Consider the following 22,502-nt stretch of genomic DNA (forward strand, 5'->3'; position numbering starts at 1 on the left):
TCATGAAACTTTATTGTGGGAACGATACCATTGCCTCGAAACGCGGCCGCGGTGCCCTCGCGCTGCTGACCGGCACCCTGCTGGCCGGGGCCATGGCGCCGGGGATGACGTATGCACAGGGCGATGCCCGGCCCGATAGCCAGGCGCTGGCCAGGGGCGCTTATCTGGCCCGTGCCGGTGACTGTGTGGCATGCCATTCCGCCCCGGAAGGCAAGGCCTTCGCCGGAGGGCTGGAGATCAAGAGCCCGCTGGGCAGTATCTATTCAACCAACATCACTCCGGACCCTGAAACCGGTATCGGCAATTACACCGAGGCCGAGTTTGCGGCGGCGCTGCGTGACGGCAAGCGCGCTGATGGCAGCCATCTTTATCCGGCCATGCCGTACCCGTCCTATGCCCGCCTGACCGATCAGGACGTGCACGCGCTTTACGTTTACTTCATGCAGGGCGTGACGCCGGTGAACCATCAGCCTCCGCAGACGGCGCTCAGCTTCCCGTTCAATCAACGGTGGGGCATGAGCGTCTGGAACTGGCTGTTTGCCGACAAGGCTCCCTTTACGCCGACCCAGGGCGATTCCGCCGAGATCAATCGCGGGCGTTACCTGGTGGAAGGGCTGGGGCATTGTGGCAGTTGCCACACGCCCCGAGGGCTGTTCCAGCAGGAGAAGGCTCTGGGTGATGATGAGGGGGACAATTATCTCGCCGGAGCGGACCTGAATGACTGGTGGGCGCCCAGCCTCAGGGGCAAGGGTACCGGCCAGGGCGTTGCCGGCTGGACCCGCCAGGATATCGTGGATTACCTGGCCACCGGACGTAATGCGCACAGCGCCGTCAGTGGTGAAATGACCTCGGTCATCGTCAACAGCACATCCCATCTTTCGAGCGAGGATCTGGGCGCGATCGCCGCCTATCTGAAGAGCCTGCCCGTGCCCCGGGATCATGGCAAGGCACCTGCCGACGCCGACATCAAGGCCACGGAGCAGCACCTGAGTACCGGCACGTCGCTGTCCAGCGGTGAAGCGCTTTACCTGGATAACTGCAATGCCTGCCATTTTGCCAACGGGCAGGGCGCTTCCGAGGTATTTCCTTCTCTGGTAGGCAACAGCCAGGCCAATGCAGACAATCCGACGGCGTTGATTCATACCATTTTGAATGGCGCCCAGCTGCCCTCTACACCGCAAAAGCCGGAAGCATTGATGATGCCAGGCTTTGGCTGGCGGCTATCGAATCAGGAAGTGGCTGATCTGGCCACGTTTGTTCGTGCCGGCTGGGGAAATACCGGCGGAGCTGTCACGGCCGAACAGGTTCAACAGGTACGTGCATCAATGGATGAACGCAGCGGCTTCAGCGGGGCACCAGACAGTGAATCACAGCACGCCGCTGACACAGGGAGTGCGCACTCATCATGAACGACAAGGATAATTCGGCGATGAAAACATTGCCCAGCGTCGACGCCGTGATCATCGGCCTCGGCTGGACCGGATCCATCATGGGCATGGAGCTGACCGATGCCGGGCTGAACGTCGTGGCACTCGAACGCGGTGGCGACCGCACCAAGGAGGATTTCCTCTATCCGAAGCCCGCTGACGAGTTGAAGTACGGTGTGCGTCTGGAAATGATGCAGCGTCCGAAGCAAAGCACGGTCACGATTCGGCGCAACGCCGACGAAGAGGCGCTGCCCCAGCGGCACTGGACCACATTCCATCCGGGAGATGGTGTCGGGGGCGCCGGTTCTCACTGGACCGGCGTGCTGTATCGGGCAACGCCCACCGAGCTGTCCCTCAAGAGCTTTGCCGATCGCACCTTCGAGCCCGGTTTTCTGCCCGAGGACATGACGATCCAGGATTATGGCGTCACCTACGAGGAGCTGGAGCCGCATTACGACTTTTTCGAGAAGGTCGCCGGGCTGTCCGGTCAGGCCGGAAATGTGCAGGGTGAAATCATTGACGGTGGCAACCCGTTCGAGGGGCCGCGCCAGAACCCGTTTCCGCTGCCGCCCCTGCCGCGCACCCTGACGGATACGCTGTTCACCGAGGCCACGAAAAAACTGGGCTGGCACCCGTACCCGTACCCGTCGGCCAACGTGTCCGGGGCCTGGACCAATCCCTACGGAATGCAGCTGGGGCCATGCAACTTCTGCGGGTTCTGCAGTAACTACGGCTGCCTCAACTACTCCAAGGCCTCACCGCAGACCTGCGTACTGGATGCGCTCAAGCAACGCGAGACGTTCAGCTATCGCACCCACTGCGAGGTGACGCGGATCGTCAAGAGTGATGACGGCGAGACCGTGAAGGGCGTGGTGTATCGGGACGGCGAGGGGCAGGAAACCTTCCAGCCGGCAGGCATGGTGATACTGGCCTCCTTCCCGCTGTCCAACGTTCGGATCCTGTTGTTGTCGGAGATCGGCAAGCCGTACGATCCCGTCGCCAATACCGGCGTGGTAGGTCGCAACTTTTCCTACCAGATCACCGGCTCGATCGACATGTACTTCAAGGATCACCAGTTCAACCCGTTCATTTCCGCGGGGGGCAGTGGTCAGGTCATCGATGATTTCAGCCCGGATACCTTTGATACAGCCAGTCACGGGTTCATTGGTGGCTCCTATATCTACACCACCCAGGGGCCGGGTGGGGCGATCGGCGCCATTCGGACGCCGCCGGGCTCGGCGAGCTGGGGCAGCGAGTGGAAGAAAAATGCCAGTGAGCACTATGGCCATCACATGATGCTCGGAACGACCGGGACGAACATGTCCTACCGGGACGTCTATCTGGATCTCGACCCGACCTACACCGACCCGCATGGCGACCCGCTGCTGCGCATGACCTACGACTGGAAGGACAACGACATGCGCATGACCCAGTTCATGGCCGAACGCATGCGTGAGATTGTCGCCGAGCTCAAGCCGGACTATCACACCGAGAGCTTCAAGCAGGTGGGGGATCACTTTGACCCGTCGCACTATCAGTCAACGCACCTGACCGGTGGCGCCATCATGGGCACCGATCCGAAGACCTCGGTGCTTAACCGCTACCTGCAGCACTGGGACGCACATAACCTGTTCGTCATGGGGGCCAGTGCCTTCCCGCAGAACATGCAGCACAACCCCACCGGCACCGTGGCGGCGCTCACCTACTGGTCGGCGAAACACATCCGCGAGCGCTACCTGAAGGCACCAGGACCGCTGATGGAAAAGGCATAAGGTCTATTGTTGACAGCGAATCAAGACGGCCCTGCGGGGCCGTTTTTGGTGATGGGTGATGGATCAGCGTGAGCGGGATGGCAGCGAGCGTACTACCCAACTCCGACCAAAGGTGCAGAGGAGGGATTGCCGCAGGTAGACCATCCTGTAAGGTGTCTCTAATGTAATCACTCACTACACAAAAATGCTCTTCATCGGGGAAGTTCTCATGTCCAACCATCATTTCCTGCGCGCATCGACCAGATGGCTGTCGGTGCTGGGGCTTGCCGTTGCGCTTTCAGGCTGCGCTGCCCTTTCCAGTCCGCCAGTACCCAAGACGGCGGCGGATTCGCCGGAAACCCGCTGGGGGCCTGTCATGACGGCCATTGCCAGTGCGGAGCTTTACCCGGATGGCAAGACCGTAGTGGATCTGATCCCCTTGCGTGCCCCCGCCGAGATTGTGGCTGACTATCGTCGGCAAACGGCCTCCGCCCCCATGTCCAGGGATGCGCTGAAGGCCTTTGTAGCCGACAACTTCCAGAGGCCGCCAGAGAATGACAGCCATCTGGAAGAGCCCGCCGGGACGCCAATCAAACAGCACATCATCAACCTCTGGCCGGTGCTTACCCGGGAATCGGGTGAGGTGGCGGACAACCCCTGGAGCAGCCTGGTCGGTCTGCCGCATCCGTTCGTGGTGCCGGGTGGGCGGTTCAACGAAATGTTCTACTGGGACAGCTACTTCACGCTGCTGGGGCTGGTCCGCAGTGACCGGATGGACCTGGCCCGGGACATGGTCGAGAACTTCGCCTGGCTGATCGATCAGTACGGGTTCATTCCCAACGGCACCCGCACCTACTTTCTTACCCGCAGTCAGCCACCGTTCTTTGCAGCGATGGTGCAGCTGCTGGCGGCGAAGGATGGCAATCAGGTCTATCGCCATTACCTGCCCCAGCTGATGGCCGAATACTCCTGGTGGATGCGTGGAGCGGATACGCTGGCGCCGGGCCAGGCGGCGTTGCATGTGGTGAAACTACCGAACGGTATGATGCTTAATCGCTATACCGGCGGTCAGGCCCGGCCGCGGGCCGAGGCGTGGCGGGTTGAGACGCAACTGGCCGCTCAGACGACCCGCCCGAGCAGTGAGGTCTACCGTGACCAGCGGGCTGCGGCCGAAAGCGGCTGGGATTTCAGTACGCGCTGGATGGCCGATGGCGAGCATCAGACGACGGTCAATACCCGGGCCATCGTGCCGGTGGACTTGAATGCCCTGATGTTCAATCTCGAGCAAACGCTGGCCCAGGCCTGGGCCGTGCAGGGTGATGCCGGCAAGGCCGAAGCCTTTGCCGAGCGTGCCGTGGTGCGTCGCCATGCGATCAATACCGTGTTCTGGGACGCCGCCGGAGGGTTTTATACCGATTACAACTGGCAGGAGGGGATGCTGAGCGATGCAGTATCAGCGGCGATGGTCTATCCGCTGGCCTTTGGGGTGGCCACCCCGGCTCAGGCACAATCCACCGCTGATGTGGTGCGTGCCCGGCTATTGCGCCCGGGTGGACTGGTAACGACCACGCGCCATAGCGGCGAGCAGTGGGACGCGCCCAATGGCTGGGCACCGCTGCAGTGGCTGGCAGTACGTGGCCTGGCCCGCTATGACCAGCCGGTGCTGGCCCGCACCATCGCGACGCGCTTCATGAAAACGGTCGAGGATGTTTACGCCGAGACCGGCAAGCTGGTCGAAAAGTACGATGTGGAGCAGGCCGGCATTGGCGGCGGTGGCGAGTATGAGGTGGTGGATGGCTTCGGCTGGACCAATGGCGTCATGATGGATTTTCTGGCGACCTACGGGGCAGAGGCCACACCGTCTGCTCCCACTGAGAAAGAGCAGGCAGTAAACGCCTTCACCCGCCAGATCAAGGCAGCCTCGGGGGCCATGATGGCGCCCTGACTCCGTGGGCGGGGTGTGTTCAGCGCCCCGCCTCGGCCTTTGCGGTGTCTGCCCGTATGGCCATGACGTAGCCGGTGGTCATCATGGCGCCGGCGATCAGTGCGCCGATAATGAACAGCAGGCTGTGTTCACCGTAGCGCTCGTCCAGCACGGTGGCGATGGCGGCACCTGCAATCATGGCCATCCAGCGCATCAGGCCGGTAAATACCTCCCGAAAGTGACCTGACGCCACGGCGCGCCCGGTCCGTACCAGCATCCCGGTCAGAAAGGTCACACCGGATTCCCTGGCGCTGACCTGGTTCAGCATGCCCATTCCGGCAGCGATACATAGCACGGTTCGATATGAATAGCCCCGGGTCTCGGCCAGCGCCCATGCCGCGGTCACCAGCGTGGCGGTCAGCAGCATGATGAGTGTGGCTCGCCAGAGTCCGGCCCGGTCACCAAGCCAGGCGCCTGCGGTGGTTGCGAAAAAGAAGGTAGCGATGACGCCCAGCAGGGGCAGGGTGCCCGCCCCGTCGCCCAGCGCCAGATGCTGGCCCACATGGGAGGTATTGCCGGTCATGTAGACGGCCAGCAGGTCGCGGCTGTGTCGGTAGATCAGCGCATCGGTTGCCCCGGCCACCATGAACAGCAGGGCAAAGGCCTGCAGGGGAATCAGCTTGCGTGGCATGAAGGTCTCTCTGTAAATGGCGTCAGGGCGTACTCACGGGGCATGAGCGGGTCACTGATGCGCCGTTACGGGGAGGGTGTCGGTACATTGTGCGGCAATCTGCCCCGGGGTGGTCCACCACACGCCTTCTTCAGTGCCGTACCGGGAAAGCTCCGTCAGCAGGGTGCGCAGCTGCCTGAGTCGAAAGGGCTGGCCGACAATGAACGGGTGCAGGGCGATGCCCATGACCAGTGGCTGGTGGCGGGACTGTTCGAGCAGCTCGTGAAACTGGTCTCGGGCCATGGTACAGAATTCCGTCATGCTGACCCGGTGTGTCGAGATGGTCGGAATGTCGTTGATCTCCTGGGGGTAGGGCACTGACCACAGTGTGCCATGCCGGGTAGTCAGCGGCGTCGGGCGATCATCATGCGCCCAGTTGAGGGTGTAGCCGAACCCGGCCTCGGCGAGCAGGTCCGGTGTGTGCCTGCTTTCCGAAATCCACGGTGACAGCCAGCCGGTGGGCGGTGAGCCGTACCGTTCGGCCAGCCGGGCACGGCACTGTTCGATCAGGGCCCGTTCCTGCGCGACGGGCATCTGCCCCTGGCGCTCGGCATTGGTATGGCCGTGAGCGATCAGTTCATCCCCTCGTGCATGAAAGGCGTCCAGCAGCGATGGGCAGTGATCCAGCAGGGAAGTATTGGCGATCACGCCCACGGGCAATGACAGGGCCTCGAACAGCGCCAGGCAGCGCCACGCACCGACCCGGTTACCGTACTCCCGCCAGGCATGGTTGAGCACATCCGGCTCACCCTCCGGGGCAGGCGGCGCGATGCCCACTCCCCGGCCTTCGCCGAAGGCGTAATGTTCCAGGTTGAGCCCGATATACACGGCCAGTGTGGCGTCCTTCGGCCAGCGGTGGGTGTCCCGGTCGGTGATGGCGCGGTAATCGAAGCGCCCGTGATGGGCAAGGGGAGGTGTCTGCATGCGAAGGTCCAGGACAGTAAACGATGACCTCTAGGGTAGTTGGTCAGCAGGCACGCCGCGCTATTGATTGAGCACCATGCGGTCGGCATGGGTCATGAGGAAGTCGACCCACGCCCTGACGCAGGGATTGGCGCGATTTTCCTGGGTAAATACGACATGGACACCGCTTTCAAAGCGTGTCGAGGTCACTTCATGCTGGCCCAGCACCGGGGTCAGTTGACCGCTTTCCAGCTCGTCCCTGATGGCCCAGCATGGCTGTAACACGATGCCCGCACCGTCGAGGGCGGCCTTTGTCAGTACATCGGCATTGTTGGAGCGCAGCATGCCGTCACGAATGGGAATGCGGCAGGTGTGCCCCTTGTATTTCAACTGCCAGTGATGGCTGGCCGTGGTGTAGTCGAAGGTCAGCAGGGTGTGCGTGGCCAGATCCTTCGGGCGAGTGATGGCGGCGTGGCGGTTCAGATAGGCCGGCGCTGCCGCCAGCACGAACTGCTGATCGGCAATCTTTCGCGCAATCAGTGACGAGTCTTCCAGGTGGCCGATGCGTACTGCGACATCGAACTCTGCATCGATCAGGTCCACCCAGTGATCACTGCTGATGATGTGCAGGGTGATCTCGGGATAGGTCACCATGAATTCCCGCACCAGCGGTGCAATATAAAGGCGGGTGTAGCGCCAGGGTACGGAGACCCGCAGTGTGCCCGAGGTGGTTTGACCCGTGGCCTTCAAGTCCTGATCGATCAGATCGAACTGCTCGAGGATGGTGCCGATGCGTTTGAGAGCGCATTCACCGGCTGCCGTCAGCCGGACCTGCCGGGTAGAGCGAATGAGTAATGGCTCACCCAGCTGGCGTTCAAGCTGTCCGATATAGCGCGTTGCGGTCGAGGCGGCGATACCCAGTTCCCTTGCCGCGGCAGAGAAACTGTGGTGCTCGGCTACCTTCTGAAAGGTTTTCAGTCTCAGGGTCAGATCGTTCATGGCACTCGATTATTGCAGCTACAGGAATAATGAATTCCCATTCTAGCCGTTCTGTCATCACCGGCCATGGCCTAGCCTTGTTGCAGATGCAGTTCTTGTGAGGCAGCCGATGCTGCCGGCAAGGTGATTCATTCGCCAGGAGGCTGGGTGACATGACGGACAGGGACAGGGCTTCCCGCAGCGAGCGGGCCTGGATCAATTATCAGGTAAGGCAGGCGGCGCCACTGCAGATTCTGGTGGACCCCGAGGGAGAAACCGGCAAGCGTATCGAGCCCGAGCACGACCGTGTTGAAGTCACGCTCCACGATGTTCGCGCCGACAGGGCGCCTACCTTCGACCAGCAGGGGGTGGCGTTTGTCGAGGCGCAGGAACTGGCCATGGATGTGACGCAGCAAGCCGTGCGTGAGCAGCACTACAGCAGGGCGGTTGCCGATTTTCTGTCGCAGTCCCTGGGGGCCAGCGAGGTCGTGGTGTTCGATCATACGCTCAGAGGCGTGGATGGCCATCGCCGGCCGGCACAGCACGTCCATACCGACTACGCCCGCGATGCCGGACGGCAGCGGCTGTTTGATGTCCTTGAGGCGTCACGTGCCGCGGACTGGGCCAACGGGCATTTCGGCATCGTCAATCTGTGGCGCCCGGTCGCTTATCCCGCCGAACTTGACCCCCTGGTCTTTGTGGATACTGCCACGGTGGCAGCGCAGGACTGGGTCAATATCGACATCATTTATCCCGACCGCCAGGGGCAGATTCAGGGGCTGACACACAGTCCGGATCACCACTGGTGGTACCAGTCGCGGATGTCGCCGGAGGAAGCCGTTATTTTCAATGCGTTCGACAGTGGCAAGCGGGTGCCGGTGCCCCATACCTCGGCCACGCTTTCCAGACCGTCTCCCAACGCACGGCCCAGGCAGAGCATCGAGAGTCGGGCACTGGTGCGCTATCCCGACTGACGAGTTGCCTGCTGAACGCTGGATTCATATATCAAGGAGTTGTCATGAGTGAAGCCATTTATATCGTCGGCCATGAACGCGGGTTCAATGCTGATCCCCTGCCGATCTGGAGTGATGCGGGCGATCCCGATCTGCTGTTTGAAGCCCATGATCCGGAGCAGGTCTCGCGTCGCGATATCCCTGAAGTGCCCGGTGCCTTTCAGTTACTCAACGTGCTGAGTTCAAGCGAGGCAGACAATTTCGTACGCATGGCCGAGCAAATGGGGTTCGATCAGGATTCTCCCGTTTCGCTGCCCCATAACGTTCGCCACAACCATAATGTCAACTGGATTGTCAGCGAGGCCGTGGACAGCACCTTGTGGGCACGTTCCAGACACCTGGTGACTGACAAGGTGGATGGCGAGAGCGCCAAGGGGTTGAACGCTCGTTTCAGGTTTTATCGTTATGAAACAGGGGACTTTTTCAAACCCCATAGTGACGGTGCTTGGCCGGGCAGCCGCGTCATCGATAACAGAATTGTTCAGGACGCCTATCCCGGGCTCATGAGCCAGTACACCTACCTCATTTTCCTGAGTGATGGTTATGAAGGCGGCCGGACCGAGTTTCTGGTCAGCAAGAGCAACCCTGGTCGTCCGGCGCAGTCACGGGATGACGTTACTACCGTGTCGGTCTCGACCCCCAAGGGTGGAGTACTGTGCTTTCCTCATGGTCAGCATCCCCTGCACTGCATTCATTCCGGCGAGCTCATCACCTCGGGCGCGAAGTACATCATTCGCAGTGACATCCTCTACTAGGCACTCAACAGCAGTCCCCATGAAGAACCCGGCGCATTGTCGCCGGGTTTCTTTGTATTGAGGCATGAAAACAGTGCCGTCAATAACGCTTTGCAGGGAGGCCGACTTTCAGGAAGCGTCGCATGAGCGTTTCTGGTGCATCGGGGGAAAGGGCGCTGCACCATGGGCGATCATGCAGGCGGCTGCCGTGATGAATGGAGCCCTCTTCGGCTGGCCGGCAGGACGCAAGCTGATGTTGGCCGTGGCAAAAGGCGAAACATGGCACAGTGATTGCAACGTTCGTTTCATGGAATAACCCAGAAAAATCATCGTTTCATCCAGAAGGCTGGATAAAGCGCTTATCACCGGGAGTGCCCCATGACCGATCGCCGTCGTTTTCTGACCCTTGCTGCCCACCTGGTGGGTGCAACGCTTGCAACCCTGTCACTGACGGCCACGCTGAGTGGCCCGGCCCAGGCGTCCAGCCTTGATGATATCCAGTCACGCGGCACCCTGCGGGTCGCGGTGCCTCAGGACTTTCCGCCCTTCGGCTCCATCGGCGCCGATATGCAGCCACAGGGCTACGATATCGATACAGCGCGCTATCTGGCCGAGCAGATGAAGCTGGATCTGTCACTGGTGCCGGTGACGAGCGCGAACCGGATTCCTTATCTCACGACCGGCAAGGTGGATCTGGTCATTTCCAGTCTGGGGCGGAACCCTGACCGGGCAAGGGCCATCGATTTTTCCGACAAGTACGCTCCCTTTTTCTTCGGTGTGTTCGGTGATGGTGCAACCGACAGCGATGATGGCATTGAGGCCCCGGCAGATCTCGCGGGGAAAACCATCGGTGTGACCCGAGGGGCACTGGAGGATATCGAGCTCTCGAAGGTGGCGCCCGAGAATACCGTCATCAAGCGCTTTGAGGACAATGCAACGACCATCTCGGCCTTTCTTTCCGGCCAGGTCGGCCTGATTGCCACCGGCAACCAGGTCGCGGCGTCGATTGCCGCGCGAGGGGGTCGGCATGTGCCGGAGCTGGCCTTCACGCTGAAGGATTCGCCGTGCTACATCGGGGTGGCGAAGAATAACCCCGAGTTGTTGGCCCGTGTTGATCAGCTGATTCAGGACGGCATGAGCGACGGTACGTTCAACGCCTTGTCCGAGAAATGGTTCAAGGCACCACTGCCGGCTGATTTTGACGCGGCTGGCGGACACTGAGTCATGGCAATGGCACTCGATTTCAGCGCGCTCGCTCCGTACGGAGGTGAGGTTGCCGCTGGCGTGGCGACCACCATATCACTTACGGCCGTCGCTACGCTGGTGGGTATCACGGCGGCCAGCGTGCTGGCATGGCTGAAGCTCAATGGGTCGGCCGGTATGCGCTGGGGCATTCAGGCCTACGTCGAGCTGGTGCGCAATACGCCCTTTATCGTGCAGCTTTTCTTCATTTTCTTCGGCCTGCCGGCGCTGGGCGTCTCACTTGAGGCCTGGGTGGCAGCACTGATCGCCATGACCATGAACCTGACCGCCTATGCCACGGAAATCGTGCGGGCGGGCATCGAGTCCATCGGCAAGGGGCAGCTTGAAGCTGCGCGGGTGCTGGGGCTTTCCCGCCGTCAGACCTACCGCCATGTAGTGCTGGTGCCGGCCCTTCGAAAGATTTATCCGGCGCTGACCAATCAATGCATCATCGTGATGCTGGGGTCTGCCGTCATCTCGCAGATTTCGGTCGAGGAACTTACCTGGGCGGCCAACTTCATTGCCTCGCGCAACTTCCGTAATTTCGAGGCGTATATCCTGGCCACACTGATCTACCTGGCGTTGTCGATCGGTATGCGGCAGCTGTTCAGGCTTGCCGGCTGGCACTTTCTGGGCGGGCGTCAGGGGAGGCCTTCCTCATGATGGATTTCACCCTGTGGGATATCGTGCGCAACCTGTTGCTCTCGATGCGCTGGACCGTCGTGCTGTCCCTGATCGCCTTTATCGGAGGCGGGGTAGTGGCGCTGCTGCTGACGGTGATTCGCCTGTCTCCCTCTCGCTGGGTGCAGTGGCCGGTAATGGCCTATGTGGAGCTTTTCCAGGGCACGCCCCTGTTGATGCAGTTGTTTCTGGCCTTTTTCGGCCTGGGCGCGCTGGGCATTCAGGTCTCGGCCTGGACGGCCGCGACACTTGCCCTGGTGCTGTTTACCAGCGCCTTTCTGACTGACATCTGGCAGGGCTGCATTCGGGCGATTCCGCCCGGCCAGTGGCAGGGAGCCAGAGTGCTGGGCCTTGGCAGGCTGCAGACCCTGCGCCATGTGATACTGCCGCAGGCGCTGCGGCTGGCGATTGCTCCGACGGTCGGGTTTTCGGTACAGGTCGTGAAGGGAACGGCACTTGCGTCGATCATCGGTTTTGTCGAGCTGACCCGCACCGGCACCATGCTCAATAACGCGACCTTCAAACCCTTTCTGATCTTTGCCCTGGTCGCACTGGGGTATTTCCTGTTGTGTTATCCCCTGTCCCTTTATGCCCGTCATCTGGAGAAAAAGCTCAATGTCACTGGTTCGCGTTGATGCCCTTCACAAGTCCTTTGGCCACCTTGAAGTGCTGAAAGGCATCGATCTCAAGGTATCTGCCGGCGAGGTTGTATCGATCATCGGGCGCAGCGGGTCGGGTAAAAGTACCTTCCTGCGCTGCCTTAATCAGCTGGAGCAGCACGACAGCGGCCGGATTGAAATCAATGGCCAGGTGCTGGATGCCAATAGCATGGCGCCGGCGCTGCTCAGTGAAAACGTGGGCATGGTGTTTCAGAACTTCAATCTGTTTCCGCACAAGACCGTGGGCGAAAACGTGATGCTGGCACCGATGATTGTGCGGGGTGAGCGCGAGCGGGAGGCCTCGCGGCTGGCGCGCCGCATGCTTGAGCGTGTCGGGCTGGCGGACAGGTTTGATGCCTGGCCGGAGCAGTTGTCCGGCGGCCAGCAGCAGCGGGTTGCCATTGCCCGTGCGCTGGCGATGTCGCCCAAGGTGCTGCTGTGTGACGAGATTACTTCGGCGCTTGACCCGGAGCTCGTAGGCGATGTGCTGAAGGTGCTGGAACAGCTGGCCAGGGACGGGATGACCCTGATTCTGGTGACCCACGAAATGAGCTTTGCCCGTGATGTGGGCAGCCGGGTGGTGTTCATGCACCAGGGGCGAATTCATGAGCAGGGGGACTCAAGAGAAGTGCTGTCTCAGCCCAGGACACCCGAGTTGCAGCAGTTCCTGTCGGCGGTCCGGTAACCGCCGCAGGGCATGGTCTTTCACCTCTGTCGCAGGGCCACATGCTGAAGCAGCATAATGGTCTTGCCGTCCATGATCTCGCCTCGCGTGATCATGGCCAGCGCCTCTTCAAGCGGCAGCTCCAGTACGTCGATATCCTCGCCTTCCGAGGCCACACCGCCGCCCTGGCCGGCTCGGTCCCCTTCATCGTATTCGGCAATGAAGAAATAAAGTCGCTCGGTTACCGAGCCGGGACTCATGAAGGCGTCAAACACCTTCTCAATGTGGGTGACACGGTAGCCGGTTTCTTCCTCGACCTCGGCACGAATGCGCGTTTCCGGTGAAGCGTCGTCCAGAAGTCCGGCCGCTGCTTCAATCAGCATGCCATCGTGGCCATTCACGAAGGCAGGGAAGCGAAACTGGCGCGTCAGTACCACGGTCTGCCTGGCTGTATTGAACAGGAGCAGGGTGGCACCATTGCCACGGTCGTAGGTTTCCCGGCTTTGTCGCTGCCAGGTGTTGTCGCGCCGCAGATAATCGAAAGTGGTCTTTTTCAAGACAAACCAGTCATCGGCCAGTATGCGACTTTCGATGATGCGAACGCGCTGATCAGTGGTATTCATGACGCCGTTTCTCCAGGATACACGGGATGACAGGAATGTTAGCGCACTTGTGTTAACAAACAAGTAATTTCGTGCATTATCGTGCATTAGACTGACGACAGGAGAGTGACCATGCTGACTCGTCAGCGTCAAAGCGAGATTCTGACCCTGCTCAAGCAGGAGGGGCAGGTAGTGGCGCGTACCTTGAGTGAGCGATTCGGGGTGTCGGAAGACACGATACGACGGGATCTGCGTGAGCTGGCGCGGGAAGGCCGGTTGCAGCGAGTGCATGGCGGAGCCTTGCCGGCGTCATCGGCGGTGGCGGATTTTGCACAGCGACAGACGATCGAATCCGGCCCCAAACGGGCGATTGCGGCGGCCGCGGCGGCAATGATCGAGGATGGACAGGTGGTGCTGGTGGATGGCGGGACGACCACCGTTGAAATGATGCGTCAGCTGCGCCCCGAGCTGGTCGCTACCGTGGTGACGCACAGCCCGAGTATCGCTGTCGAGCTGGTGAATCACCCGGGCATTGAGGTAGTCATGATCGGCGGCACCCTGTTCAAGCATTCCATCGTGACGGTAGGGGCTGCTGCGATCGAGGCGCTGTCACATATTCGCGCCGATGTGTTTTTCATGGGGGTTACAGGTGTGCACGAAACTGCCGGTTTCAGCACGGGTGACCTTGAAGAGGCGTACATGAAGCGAGCGCTGGCAGCGCAGGCCGCCGAAACCGTTGTACTGGCCTCATCCGACAAGCTCAATGCCGCCTCACGCTATCGTATTGGCGCCTTGAGCATGGCGGCTACTCTGGTTGTCGAGCGTCAGGCCAGTGCCGCCCTGACCGATCCGCTGGCCCGTGCCGGGCTGAGCGTGATGCCTGCCTGACCCGGCCGAGCCTGCAGATTCTATTCCGTGAACAGCGGTACCGTGCGATGCATGCCTGGCATCAGATCGGTGAAATTGCTGACATCGGCCGTGACCGGGCCGGTGGCCGGGGCATCCAGGCAGGCCTGAAGAGCGCTTTCGCTTTTGAATACGCAGACGGCAACGGCAACGATGCTGTCATGGGGCGGTTCTGCCGGGAACAGGGCCGAGGCCTGCAGCAGGCCGTGCTCCTGCCAGGCCGCGCGTACCATCGGCAGGTGGGTGTTGACGTAATAGTCGCGGTCGAATCGGTCCGTCTGATGGCCGGTGTAGACGATATAAAGCGTGACGGTGTCGGAGGAACTCATGGGACAGGCCTTTTGAAGTCAGTGTATGAGATTGAATGGTGGTACTGGTCTTTCAGCACAAGGTAGAACTATCTTCAGGGATTGAGACAATGCCCCGGACCTTTTGTGCAAGAGACCGACAATAATGAATAAAACAGTACTATCGACGCTGGGTATGCTACTGCTGAGTACCCAGGCCCAGGCTGCGCCGGATTCATCGAATGACCGGCTTGAGCAGATCGCCGAACGTGGGGTGCTCAGGGTATGCACTACCGGTGATTACCGCCCTTACAGCTACCTCCGCCCGGATGGTGAGTATGAGGGGATCGATATCGATATGGCCCGATCACTGGCCGACAGTATCGGGGCACGTGTGCAGTGGGTGCCAACTACCTGGAAGGCGCTGATGCCTGATTTTGTGGCGAAGGGCTGCGATATCGGGGTGGGCGGGATTTCCGTCACGCTTGAGCGTCAGCGCAAGGCCTGGTATGCGGAGTCACTCGGCACCGATGGCAAGATTCCCCTGGTGCGCTGTGATGATGTGGTGCGGTATCGCACCGTTGAGCAACTGAATCATCAGGACGTGCGTGTGATCGAACCACCGGGGGGGACCAATGAAGCCTTTGTGCGGCATTATCTGCCGGATGCCTCACTGGCGCTGTATGACGATAACGTCACCATCTTTCAGCAGCTGGTGGATAAACACGCTGACGTCATGATCACCGATGCCTCCGAGGCGCTGTATCAGCAACAGCACATGCCGGAACTGTGTGCCGTCAATCCCGGGGAGCCGCTTCAGTACGGCGAGAAGGCCTATCTGCTGCCCCGGGGTGACATGGACTGGAAGCAGTACGTGGATCAGTGGCTGCATCTGAGCACCGCCACGGGCGAGTATGGAAAAATAGCCACCCACTGGATCGGGACGGTGCCGTCGTCCTGATCTCTGGCTAGCCGCCGAACCCGGCCCCGCCCATGGCGGCGCGGGCCAGGCCTGAATCCGGGGGCGTGTTCGGGGCATCCGGCGTGCCGGTCAGCTCCCGGAACATGCCCATCGAGCCGAGCAGTGCCGATGATTCATACGGTACGAAAATGCGTTCACCGTGTTTTGCCATGTCCGGCAGGGTCTTGATGTAATTCTGTCCCAGCAGATAACTCACTACGGTGCGCTTGTCCTCGGGGTCGCTGCCCAGTGCCTCCAGCACCAGCCGGATCGACTGCTTCTCGCCTTCGGCTCGCAGAATGGTGGCCTGCTTGTCGCCTTCGGCATTCAGAATGGATGATTCACGTTCCCCCTGAGCCCGGGCAATGGCCGCGGATTTTTCTCCTTCCGCTTCGGTCACGGTGGCGCGGCGCTTTCGCTCGGCCGCCATCTGAAGGCGCATGGCGTCTTCCACTTCTTCCGGCATGTGGATGTCCTGCACTTCCACCCGGGTGATTCGCACGCCCCATTTATTGGAGGGATCATCCATGGCTGCCTGAATCTTGTCGTTGACCTCACTGCGGGATTCGAAGATACGATCGAGTTCCATCTTGCCGACCACCGAACGCAGCGTGGTCTTGGCCAGTACTTCGATGGCCTGACTGACATTTTCGATTTCGTAGACGGCAGCGCGCGGATCGATGATCTGGAAATACAGCGCCCCGTTGATGCGGACGGTGACGTTATCCGTGGTTACGACCGGCTGACCGGGAAAGTCCATGACGGTTTCTCGCCGGTCGATCCGGTTTTCAAAACTGGCAATCGGAATATAGTCATCGCCGCTGCGCTTGTAGCGAATCATGGCAATGGCGCGAGGCTGATCGATAAACGGAATGATGAAGTTGATGCCGCTTTCAAGCAGGCGGTTGAAGGAGCCAAGACGCTCGATTACCATCACCTCCGACTGACGGACGATAACCAGCCCCTTGGCAACGATGATGATGCCGATGACCAGTACGATCAGGGCGATGAGAAAGGCAGGACTTTGCAGCAGGTTCATTAGAGTGGTTCCCTGGGGGTGTCATTGGTGCTCATGTCGGGGATGACGGCGGCCGCCTCAAGCGTGACGATCGCGGTAGTGCCCTCAAAGTGATCCAGTCGTACCTCGGTGCCGGGGGCAATGATCCGGTGGGGTGCGTGCAGGTCACGCACCCGGAAACTGTCTCCCTTGAGGGTAATCACGGTAGCGTGATCAAAATCGCGCAGATGGGTCAGGTAATACCGGCCGTGTTCGACACCGGTACCGGTAGTGCCATAGCCGGTCGCCGCAGGAGTCGTATGCCGTCCCAGGCGTTTGATGGTCAGCGGCACCAGCGCACCGGCCAATAGCCCCACACCGATCAGTTGCAACACGATCGAACCACCGAAGGCGGCCAGCACGGCGCCACCCAGTGCTGCTGCCGCCAGAGCGAGAAATACAAACGAGCCGGCGCCCAGCATCAGTTCCATGCCGGCCAGCAGCAGGGCGATCAGCGCCCAGACCCAGCTGTCGTTCCAGTTCATCACGCCTCCTGCCTGCACCTGGCAGGGTTGATTGCTGTCAGTGTACCGATCATGCCATATATTCCTGTTCAAGGAGCAGCTGATGCATTGCATGATCAGTAGCGTGGCTGACCTTAAACGCGAATATTCCCCAGTTGGTGAATCACGGCCTCCACGCGGGTGCCCGTCGCTCGTTCTTCATTGCTGAAACCATCCAGGTGGCTCAGGGGGCCGAAATTCAGCCCGGTCAGTGTCTCGATGTGCAGGATACTTTTCTGAAAGGTCTGGTACTGGCCGAAAAACAGCCCCAGGCCATCATTCAGCTCCCTGTCCTGGGTAATCAGGTAGGCCGTAGCACTCTGGCGGCCATCGTCCCTGATGAAGGCGACCACTTTCCAGAAGGCTTCAGGGATGCGTACGCCCCGGTATGTTCGGTCGCTGTCCTTGAATACCGGTCCGGTAAAGATGCTGAGTCGGCCCGAGCCCCTGGCGGCGTTATCCTTCAGATAATCCTCGAGCCCCAGCCAGGTCTGCTGATTGAAGGCGGCCATCTGCGGCGTGCAGTTGGTGAAGTGAAAGGTATCCTGATTGGCCTGTTCGGCCAGCGGGCCCCAGCAGGCGGCCGACCGCCGGACCAGATGGCCTCGGTCCAGCGGATTGCGGGCATACAGCGCTTCGCCACACTGAGCATCTGCCGGTATTCGGCTATCCAGCACCCAGCGGTCGTTGCCGCGACGAATGCTTCGAAGCTGGCTTCCATCCAGGTTGAAGGCAGTAAAAAAGGCCAGCCGCCGCGGGCGGTTCATCACGATCGAGAAGTGGGTGTAATCCAGCCGCCCATCATCACGGCCGTCGACGGGGGTAACGTCTCCCGGTGCCCTGTCGGTGACCACGGGCATCGGCACGGTAAAGCCTTCCAGGAAGTCTGCGTTATAGCCGGTGCGCCCTTCGAGTGCCGAGCCGGGCGTCATGGCCGGAGCAAATGAAGCCTCCGCCGAGGGTGACGTCGGGTCAGGTGTGGGATCGATGGGCGTCAGGTCGGCAAGGCGAACGGGGGAAGCGGACATGAGTACGGCCTGTGCAGGATAAATGTATCTTCCAGAATGGCACTATCTGCCGGTTTTGCACGTGCTCCCGACATGGTGACGGCGGATGGTATTCGTGACCAATTACCTATGTTTCATTGCTATTTGCTCCGGTAGGCTCTGTCCTGTACATGCCTTCACTCAGCGGGGAATATCATGGCCACCTGGAACAGCCTGCCGTCATTGAGCTTTCTAACCGAAGCCGAAGTCCATGTGGCGCCACCACATGAACTGGGTCACACCGGCCAGGGAGAGCGCCTGATGTTTGCCATTGAAGGCGGCCGGTTCAGTGGTCCCGGCCTGTCCGGAACCATCCTGCCTGGCGGGGCAGACTGGGCCTTTCAGGTAAGCCGTACCCGGATTGAAATCAGTGCCCATTATCTGGTCGAGCGGGAGGATGGCGTAGTGCTTGAAATCACCAATGAAGGCACTTCCTGCGAAGTGTCGCCCGGTATATGGCAGGGCGAGACCGTGGCCCGTTTCCGAAGCCGCGATCCGGTTCAGAACCATCAGATGATGATAGGCCGGATGCGTGCCGACACCTGCCAGGAGCCGGGAATCATCCGGCTGGCCTTCTGGCAGGTGGTCGTGAAGGGACACGCTCCGGCGTGATGCCTTATCCCGTCAGCTCGGTGCGTAACCTGTCGATCGATGCCTGTTCACGCCGGGCATAAAGGTCCAGTTCACTGGTAACCTCGGCTCCGAGTGCGGCTTCAAAGGCGGCCTGGTTGGCATTGCCTTCGTAGCTGTGATCGCTGCGTCCGCCCAGGTTGGATTGAAAGATGCCGGCCGCAGAGACCGGCAGGAAGTCCTCATAGGTAATCGGCTCGGCACGGACGATATTCTGCTCGATCAGGGCCTTCAGGGTGTCGGAATTGACAGGCCCGGAAAGGCCGGCCCGATCCCTGAGGTGATAATCGAAATAGGCCAGCCCTTCCCGGTGCAGTGTGTCGACATCATCCGGAAATGCTTCGAATACCTCGGCCAGTACCTGCTGATGTGCCTCGTTGGCCAGGCCCTCGGTGCGGGTTCTGGCTGTGCGCAGCAGCCGGTCATACAAGGCTCTGCCCTTGGGCGTCAGCGCCACGCCACGCTGCTCGATTTCACCGAAGCGGGCCGTATGGGTGCCATCGTGATGATCTGCAAAGTCGATCGATTCCTCGAGTGCCTTGAAACTGGTCTGGCGCAGCAGGATCGGCCACTGGCGACGGGGTGGGCCTTCAATGACATCCTTGGGCGTGATGCCGACGTCCGGCATGCGGCGCTGCACTTCATCGATGTCCAGTGTGCGTGGCGTGAGATGATTGATGTGAGGACCCTTGAAGCAGACCACATCCGCGATCAGCCGGTGCTCCTGTGCCAGTGCCTGATAGGTGGCATGGTCCACTGTGGCCTGCTGGTGCCAGCGGAATGTCTCGAGTGCTTCCGAGACAAACTGGTCTGCTTCCGTGTCGGTCAAACCGCCCTGTTGTTCAAAGATCGTGATCAGCTCAAGTGCGCGTTCGGTAAATATCTGACGCTTTTCCAGAATGTCGCTGGCCCGGGCGCGCAGGGCCTGATCCTCGATCAGTTCCAGACGCAGTAGCGAGGTGAACAGGCGGAACGGGTTGCGCTTGAGGGCGGCGTCATCCATCGGCCTGAAGGCCGTGGCATGTACCGGCACGCCGGCTTCTGACAGGTCGTAGTAGCCGACCGGAAACATGCCCATGACGGCGAAAAGGCGGCGCAGGGTGGCCAGCTCCTTGGCCGTGCCGACCCGGATGGCGCCATGGCGTTCCACACGCAGGCGAGCCAGTTCCTGCTGGTAACACAGGCGAGCATGCAGGTCCGGGTCGCGGTCCAGGGTTTCGCGATTTACCGCGTCAACCAGCTTCAGCAAGGTACCGTACTGGGGCACTTCCAGCTGATACATGTCAGACATCGCCTTTGAGAAGCGATCACGAATTTCGTCAGGATCAAGGTAAGGCCGCATGACAATCTCCTGTCAGGTTAGATGGCATTCGCGGGTAATCAGTGACTCGAGGGCTTGTTCGATAATAGACAATCCCTCGTCCATGAGTTCGGGTTCGATGGTCAGCGGTGCCAGCAGGCGCAGCACATGACGCCTGCGCCCACTGGGCATCAGCAAAAGCCCCCGCTGGCGTGCTGCCTGAAGCAATGCCATCAGGTGCTCGCTGCCAGTGGCTGATTCCGTGTCATTGAAGACAATGCCACGCATGGCCCCCACGCCGGTCAGTGCTCCCAGCATGGGGTAGCGGCCGCTGTCGTGCCAGCGTTGCCAGGCCTGACGGATGGCCTGTGACTGCCGGGCTTCCCAGCGGGAAAGCTGATCTTCCGTCATGGCGTCCATGACGGCCAGGGCTGCTGCACAGGCGACGGCATTTCCGGAAAAGGTGCCCCCCAGGCCCCCTTTGGGCACGGCATTCATCAGGGCTTCGCGCCCGACCACTGCCGCCAGTGGCAGCCCGGCGGCAATGCTCTTGCCGATCAGCAGAAGATCCGGCTCGATGCCGAGCCGCGAGAACGCAAACCGTTGGCCGGTGCGGCCAAAGCCCGACTGGATTTCATCAAGAATCAGCACGATGCCGTGCTGGTCGCACAGGGCACGCAGGGTGTTGGCGAACACCGGGCACAGTGGCAGGAAGCCGCCTTCACCCTGCACGGGTTCCACGATGATGCAGGCGATATCTTCAACGGGCAGCTCGACGCTGACCAGGCGCTCGAAGGCGCGGGTGGCCTCGTGTGCGCTGATGTCATTGTCCGGACTGGGGTAGGGCAGGTGATAAACCGGGCCGGGGAGGGTGCCCATGGCCTTCTTGTAGGGCGCCACCTTGCCATTGAGATTCAGTGCCGCCAGGGTGCGGCCATGAAAGCCGCCGTCAAAGGCGACGACGGCCTGCCGGCCGGTCGCCGCCCGGGCCACCTTGAGCGCATTTTCACAGGCTTCGGCCCCACTGTTGGTCAGCATGGTCGCCAGCGGATAGGACACCGGAACAAAGGTGGCGAGCCGGGCGGCCACATCAAGGTAACCCCGGTGGGGCGTGGCATTGAATGCCGCATGCATCAGAGTGTCGATCTGGGCATGAGCTGCCTCGCGCACTGCCGGGTGGCCGTGGCCAAGGTTCAGCACGCCAATGCCGCCGATGAAATCAATGTAACGTTTGCCCTGTTCATCCCAGACTTCGGCATTGTTCCCACGTGCAATGCACACCGGATGTACGACTCCAAGAGCCTGGCTGATATATGGCATGTCCATGAGCGGCTGTCCTTGAACGCAGCGAGTAAGTGGCTGTTATCAGATCAGGCAGGCATCAGCACCTTCAAGCGAAAAAAAACGGGTGGGTCATTCCAAAAAGTCGGCTTTTGCCCGGCCGTCAGGAAATGGCCGGAAAAAGGGTCGGGCGTTCCAGGTGTTCCAGGATCCAGGTCACGAACCCCTTGACCTTGGCAACCTCTCCCTTGTGTTCCGGGTAGGCCAGGTAATAGGCATCCTGACTTTTGATGGCATGGTGCCAGGCGACCGTCAGCTCGCCCCGGGCAATTTCCTCATCTGCCAGAAAGCGGGGTACCAGGGTCACGCCGCATCCTACGCGGGCCGCTCTCAGCAGCATCTCGAAGGTATCAAAGCGCGGGCCATGATAGCTGTGTTCGGTATAGCAGTCCTGCTCGGCAAACCATGTGTGCCACGCCTCCGGCCGGGATGCGCTTTGCAGCAGCACCAGTTGCGTCAGCTCCAGGGGGGAGGAAAAGCCCTGGGCTGGCAGCAGGCCGGGGGCGCAGACCGGCACCAGCTCTTCATCCAGTACGCGGACACATTCGGCCTTTGGCCAGACGCCGCGCCCGTAAAAGAAAGCTGCATCGACCCGTTCGTCTTCAAGGTCGAACGGGTCGGAACGAATACTGATGTCCAGGTAGGTGGTGGGATGGCGCAGCCGGTATCCGTTCAGTCGCGGTACCAGCCAGCGAGCGCCGAAGGTCGGCAGGGTGCTGACGCTCAGTACATCGCTCTGGCCGCCATAGGACTGCATGTAGCGCGTTGACATCTCTACCTGAGCCAGCGTCTTGCGTACCTCCGTCAGGTACAGCGACCCCTCCGGCGTGACCTGCAGCCGCTTGCGAACGCGGAGAAACAGCGGGTGTTCCAGCAGTGACTCCAGTTGAGCGACCTGCTTGCTGACGGCGCTCTGGGTCAGATTCAGCTCATCGGCAGCCCGGGTAAAGCTGAGATGACGGGCCGAGGCTTCAAAACACTGCATGGCGATCAGGGTGGGCAGGCGGGGGCGTGACATGAGCACCTCTGGTTGCGAAAAAAAGGAATGAAATTCGTATAAAACGTCGTTTGAGCGGGGTCAAGTGTCATGGTGATACTGAGATAAATCTCACGAGGCGGCAGTAGCGTTTATCCGCCTGGAATCAGCAGCACAGGAAGCCTAT

General features: G+C 60.7%; 23 protein-coding genes. 12 read left to right on the forward strand and 11 right to left on the reverse strand.

Annotation, left to right across the window (positions count from 1 at the left end; genetic code table 11):
- Positions 1-2: 2 nt before the first annotated feature.
- From OQ287_RS08035 to treA, 3 genes are all read left to right on the forward strand, one after another.
- Positions 3-1,409: a c-type cytochrome gene (locus OQ287_RS08035; protein WP_265896110.1), complete on the forward strand. Its 1,407-nt coding sequence runs from the start codon at positions 3-5 to the stop codon at positions 1,407-1,409.
- Entirely contained in the window at positions 1,406-3,199 is a 1,794-nt protein-coding gene (locus OQ287_RS08040) for a GMC family oxidoreductase (RefSeq protein WP_250935099.1), read from the forward strand. Before OQ287_RS08035 ends, OQ287_RS08040 begins: the two co-directional genes overlap by 4 nt.
- Before the next feature lie 208 nt (positions 3,200-3,407).
- A complete protein-coding gene (gene treA / locus OQ287_RS08045; protein ID WP_265896111.1) occupies positions 3,408-5,123 on the forward strand; it encodes an alpha,alpha-trehalase TreA in 1,716 nt (571 codons plus the stop codon).
- A 19-nt stretch (positions 5,124-5,142) separates the two neighbouring features.
- Here treA and OQ287_RS08050 read toward each other — a convergent pair whose 3' ends face one another.
- From OQ287_RS08050 to OQ287_RS08060, 3 genes are read right to left on the reverse strand one after another with little or no spacing between them, the layout of a single operon-like run.
- Positions 5,143-5,793, reverse strand: coding sequence for a DUF1275 family protein (locus OQ287_RS08050; protein WP_250935103.1), 651 nt, complete (start codon positions 5,791-5,793; stop codon positions 5,143-5,145).
- A gap of 51 nt (positions 5,794-5,844) precedes the next feature.
- A complete protein-coding gene (locus OQ287_RS08055) occupies positions 5,845-6,756 on the reverse strand; it encodes a polysaccharide deacetylase family protein (RefSeq protein ID WP_265896112.1) in 912 nt (303 codons plus the stop codon).
- A gap of 60 nt (positions 6,757-6,816) precedes the next feature.
- The gene (locus OQ287_RS08060) at positions 6,817-7,734 is read right to left on the reverse strand and encodes a LysR family transcriptional regulator (protein WP_265896113.1); all 918 of its coding nucleotides are present in this window, start codon (positions 7,732-7,734) and stop codon (positions 6,817-6,819) included.
- Between the two features lie 152 nt (positions 7,735-7,886).
- Here OQ287_RS08060 and OQ287_RS08065 point away from each other — a divergent pair, with 152 nt between their 5' ends.
- The 6 genes from OQ287_RS08065 to OQ287_RS08090 all read left to right on the forward strand — a co-directional run bounded on the left by OQ287_RS08065 (position 7,887) and on the right by OQ287_RS08090 (position 12,727).
- Positions 7,887-8,687, forward strand: coding sequence for a CmcJ/NvfI family oxidoreductase (locus tag OQ287_RS08065; protein WP_265896115.1), 801 nt, complete (start codon positions 7,887-7,889; stop codon positions 8,685-8,687).
- A 44-nt stretch (positions 8,688-8,731) separates the two neighbouring features.
- Positions 8,732-9,481 (forward strand): 2OG-Fe(II) oxygenase family protein, encoded by a 750-nt coding sequence (locus OQ287_RS08070; protein ID WP_250935109.1) that lies wholly within the window; start codon positions 8,732-8,734, stop codon positions 9,479-9,481.
- Between the two features lie 357 nt (positions 9,482-9,838).
- Positions 9,839-10,681 (forward strand): transporter substrate-binding domain-containing protein, encoded by an 843-nt coding sequence (locus OQ287_RS08075; protein ID WP_265896116.1) that lies wholly within the window; start codon positions 9,839-9,841, stop codon positions 10,679-10,681.
- 3 nt (positions 10,682-10,684) lie between these two features.
- Positions 10,685-11,365, forward strand: coding sequence for an amino acid ABC transporter permease (locus tag OQ287_RS08080; RefSeq protein ID WP_265896117.1), 681 nt, complete (start codon positions 10,685-10,687; stop codon positions 11,363-11,365).
- Complete coding sequence (locus OQ287_RS08085) at positions 11,362-12,018, forward strand: amino acid ABC transporter permease (RefSeq protein ID WP_265896118.1); 657 nt, start codon at positions 11,362-11,364, stop codon at positions 12,016-12,018. The genes OQ287_RS08080 and OQ287_RS08085 overlap by 4 nt, the downstream gene beginning before the upstream one ends.
- A complete protein-coding gene (locus tag OQ287_RS08090; RefSeq protein ID WP_250935113.1) occupies positions 11,999-12,727 on the forward strand; it encodes an amino acid ABC transporter ATP-binding protein in 729 nt (242 codons plus the stop codon). The genes OQ287_RS08085 and OQ287_RS08090 overlap by 20 nt, the downstream gene beginning before the upstream one ends.
- A 20-nt stretch (positions 12,728-12,747) precedes the next feature.
- Here OQ287_RS08090 and OQ287_RS08095 read toward each other — a convergent pair whose 3' ends face one another.
- Positions 12,748-13,329 (reverse strand): NUDIX domain-containing protein, encoded by a 582-nt coding sequence (locus OQ287_RS08095; RefSeq protein ID WP_265896119.1) that lies wholly within the window; start codon positions 13,327-13,329, stop codon positions 12,748-12,750.
- Between the two features lie 111 nt (positions 13,330-13,440).
- Between OQ287_RS08095 and OQ287_RS08100 the strand changes: the two genes are divergently transcribed.
- Positions 13,441-14,196 (forward strand): DeoR/GlpR family DNA-binding transcription regulator, encoded by a 756-nt coding sequence (locus tag OQ287_RS08100; protein ID WP_265896120.1) that lies wholly within the window; start codon positions 13,441-13,443, stop codon positions 14,194-14,196.
- Positions 14,197-14,216: 20 nt separating this feature from the next.
- Here the strand turns inward: OQ287_RS08100 and OQ287_RS08105 are convergent, their stop codons facing one another.
- Positions 14,217-14,543 carry an EthD family reductase gene (locus OQ287_RS08105; RefSeq protein ID WP_250935114.1) on the reverse strand — a complete coding sequence of 109 codons (327 nt, stop codon included), beginning with the start codon at positions 14,541-14,543 and terminating at the stop codon, positions 14,217-14,219.
- Positions 14,544-14,667: 124 nt separating this feature from the next.
- Here OQ287_RS08105 and OQ287_RS08110 point away from each other — a divergent pair, with 124 nt between their 5' ends.
- Positions 14,668-15,462, forward strand: coding sequence for a transporter substrate-binding domain-containing protein (locus tag OQ287_RS08110; RefSeq protein WP_265896121.1), 795 nt, complete (start codon positions 14,668-14,670; stop codon positions 15,460-15,462).
- A gap of 7 nt (positions 15,463-15,469) precedes the next feature.
- Here OQ287_RS08110 and OQ287_RS08115 read toward each other — a convergent pair whose 3' ends face one another.
- From OQ287_RS08115 to OQ287_RS08125, 3 genes are all read right to left on the reverse strand, one after another.
- On the reverse strand, positions 15,470-16,501 hold the full coding sequence (locus OQ287_RS08115; protein WP_250935119.1) for an SPFH domain-containing protein: 1,032 nt from the start codon (positions 16,499-16,501) through the stop codon (positions 15,470-15,472).
- Positions 16,501-17,004, reverse strand: coding sequence for a nodulation efficiency, NfeD-like protein (locus tag OQ287_RS08120; protein ID WP_250935121.1), 504 nt, complete (start codon positions 17,002-17,004; stop codon positions 16,501-16,503). Before OQ287_RS08120 ends, OQ287_RS08115 begins: the two co-directional genes overlap by 1 nt.
- A 113-nt stretch (positions 17,005-17,117) precedes the next feature.
- Complete coding sequence (locus tag OQ287_RS08125) at positions 17,118-18,050, reverse strand: DNA/RNA non-specific endonuclease (protein WP_265896122.1); 933 nt, start codon at positions 18,048-18,050, stop codon at positions 17,118-17,120.
- Positions 18,051-18,224: 174 nt separating this feature from the next.
- Between OQ287_RS08125 and OQ287_RS08130 the strand changes: the two genes are divergently transcribed.
- Positions 18,225-18,680 (forward strand): DUF3237 domain-containing protein, encoded by a 456-nt coding sequence (locus OQ287_RS08130; protein ID WP_265896123.1) that lies wholly within the window; start codon positions 18,225-18,227, stop codon positions 18,678-18,680.
- A 4-nt stretch (positions 18,681-18,684) separates the two neighbouring features.
- Here OQ287_RS08130 and hglS read toward each other — a convergent pair whose 3' ends face one another.
- The 3 genes from hglS to OQ287_RS08145 form a co-directional block, all read right to left on the reverse strand.
- Positions 18,685-20,040 (reverse strand): 2-oxoadipate dioxygenase/decarboxylase HglS, encoded by a 1,356-nt coding sequence (gene hglS / locus OQ287_RS08135; protein WP_265896124.1) that lies wholly within the window; start codon positions 20,038-20,040, stop codon positions 18,685-18,687.
- Positions 20,041-20,052: 12 nt separating this feature from the next.
- Entirely contained in the window at positions 20,053-21,324 is a 1,272-nt protein-coding gene (locus OQ287_RS08140; protein WP_265896125.1) for a 2-aminoadipate transaminase, read from the reverse strand.
- Between the two features lie 118 nt (positions 21,325-21,442).
- Positions 21,443-22,357 carry a LysR family transcriptional regulator gene (locus OQ287_RS08145; protein ID WP_250935134.1) on the reverse strand — a complete coding sequence of 305 codons (915 nt, stop codon included), beginning with the start codon at positions 22,355-22,357 and terminating at the stop codon, positions 21,443-21,445.
- Positions 22,358-22,502: the final 145 nt, after the last annotated feature.

The organism is Larsenimonas rhizosphaerae, assembly GCF_026240105.1.
Classification (GTDB): domain Bacteria; phylum Pseudomonadota; class Gammaproteobacteria; order Pseudomonadales; family Halomonadaceae; genus Larsenimonas; species Larsenimonas rhizosphaerae.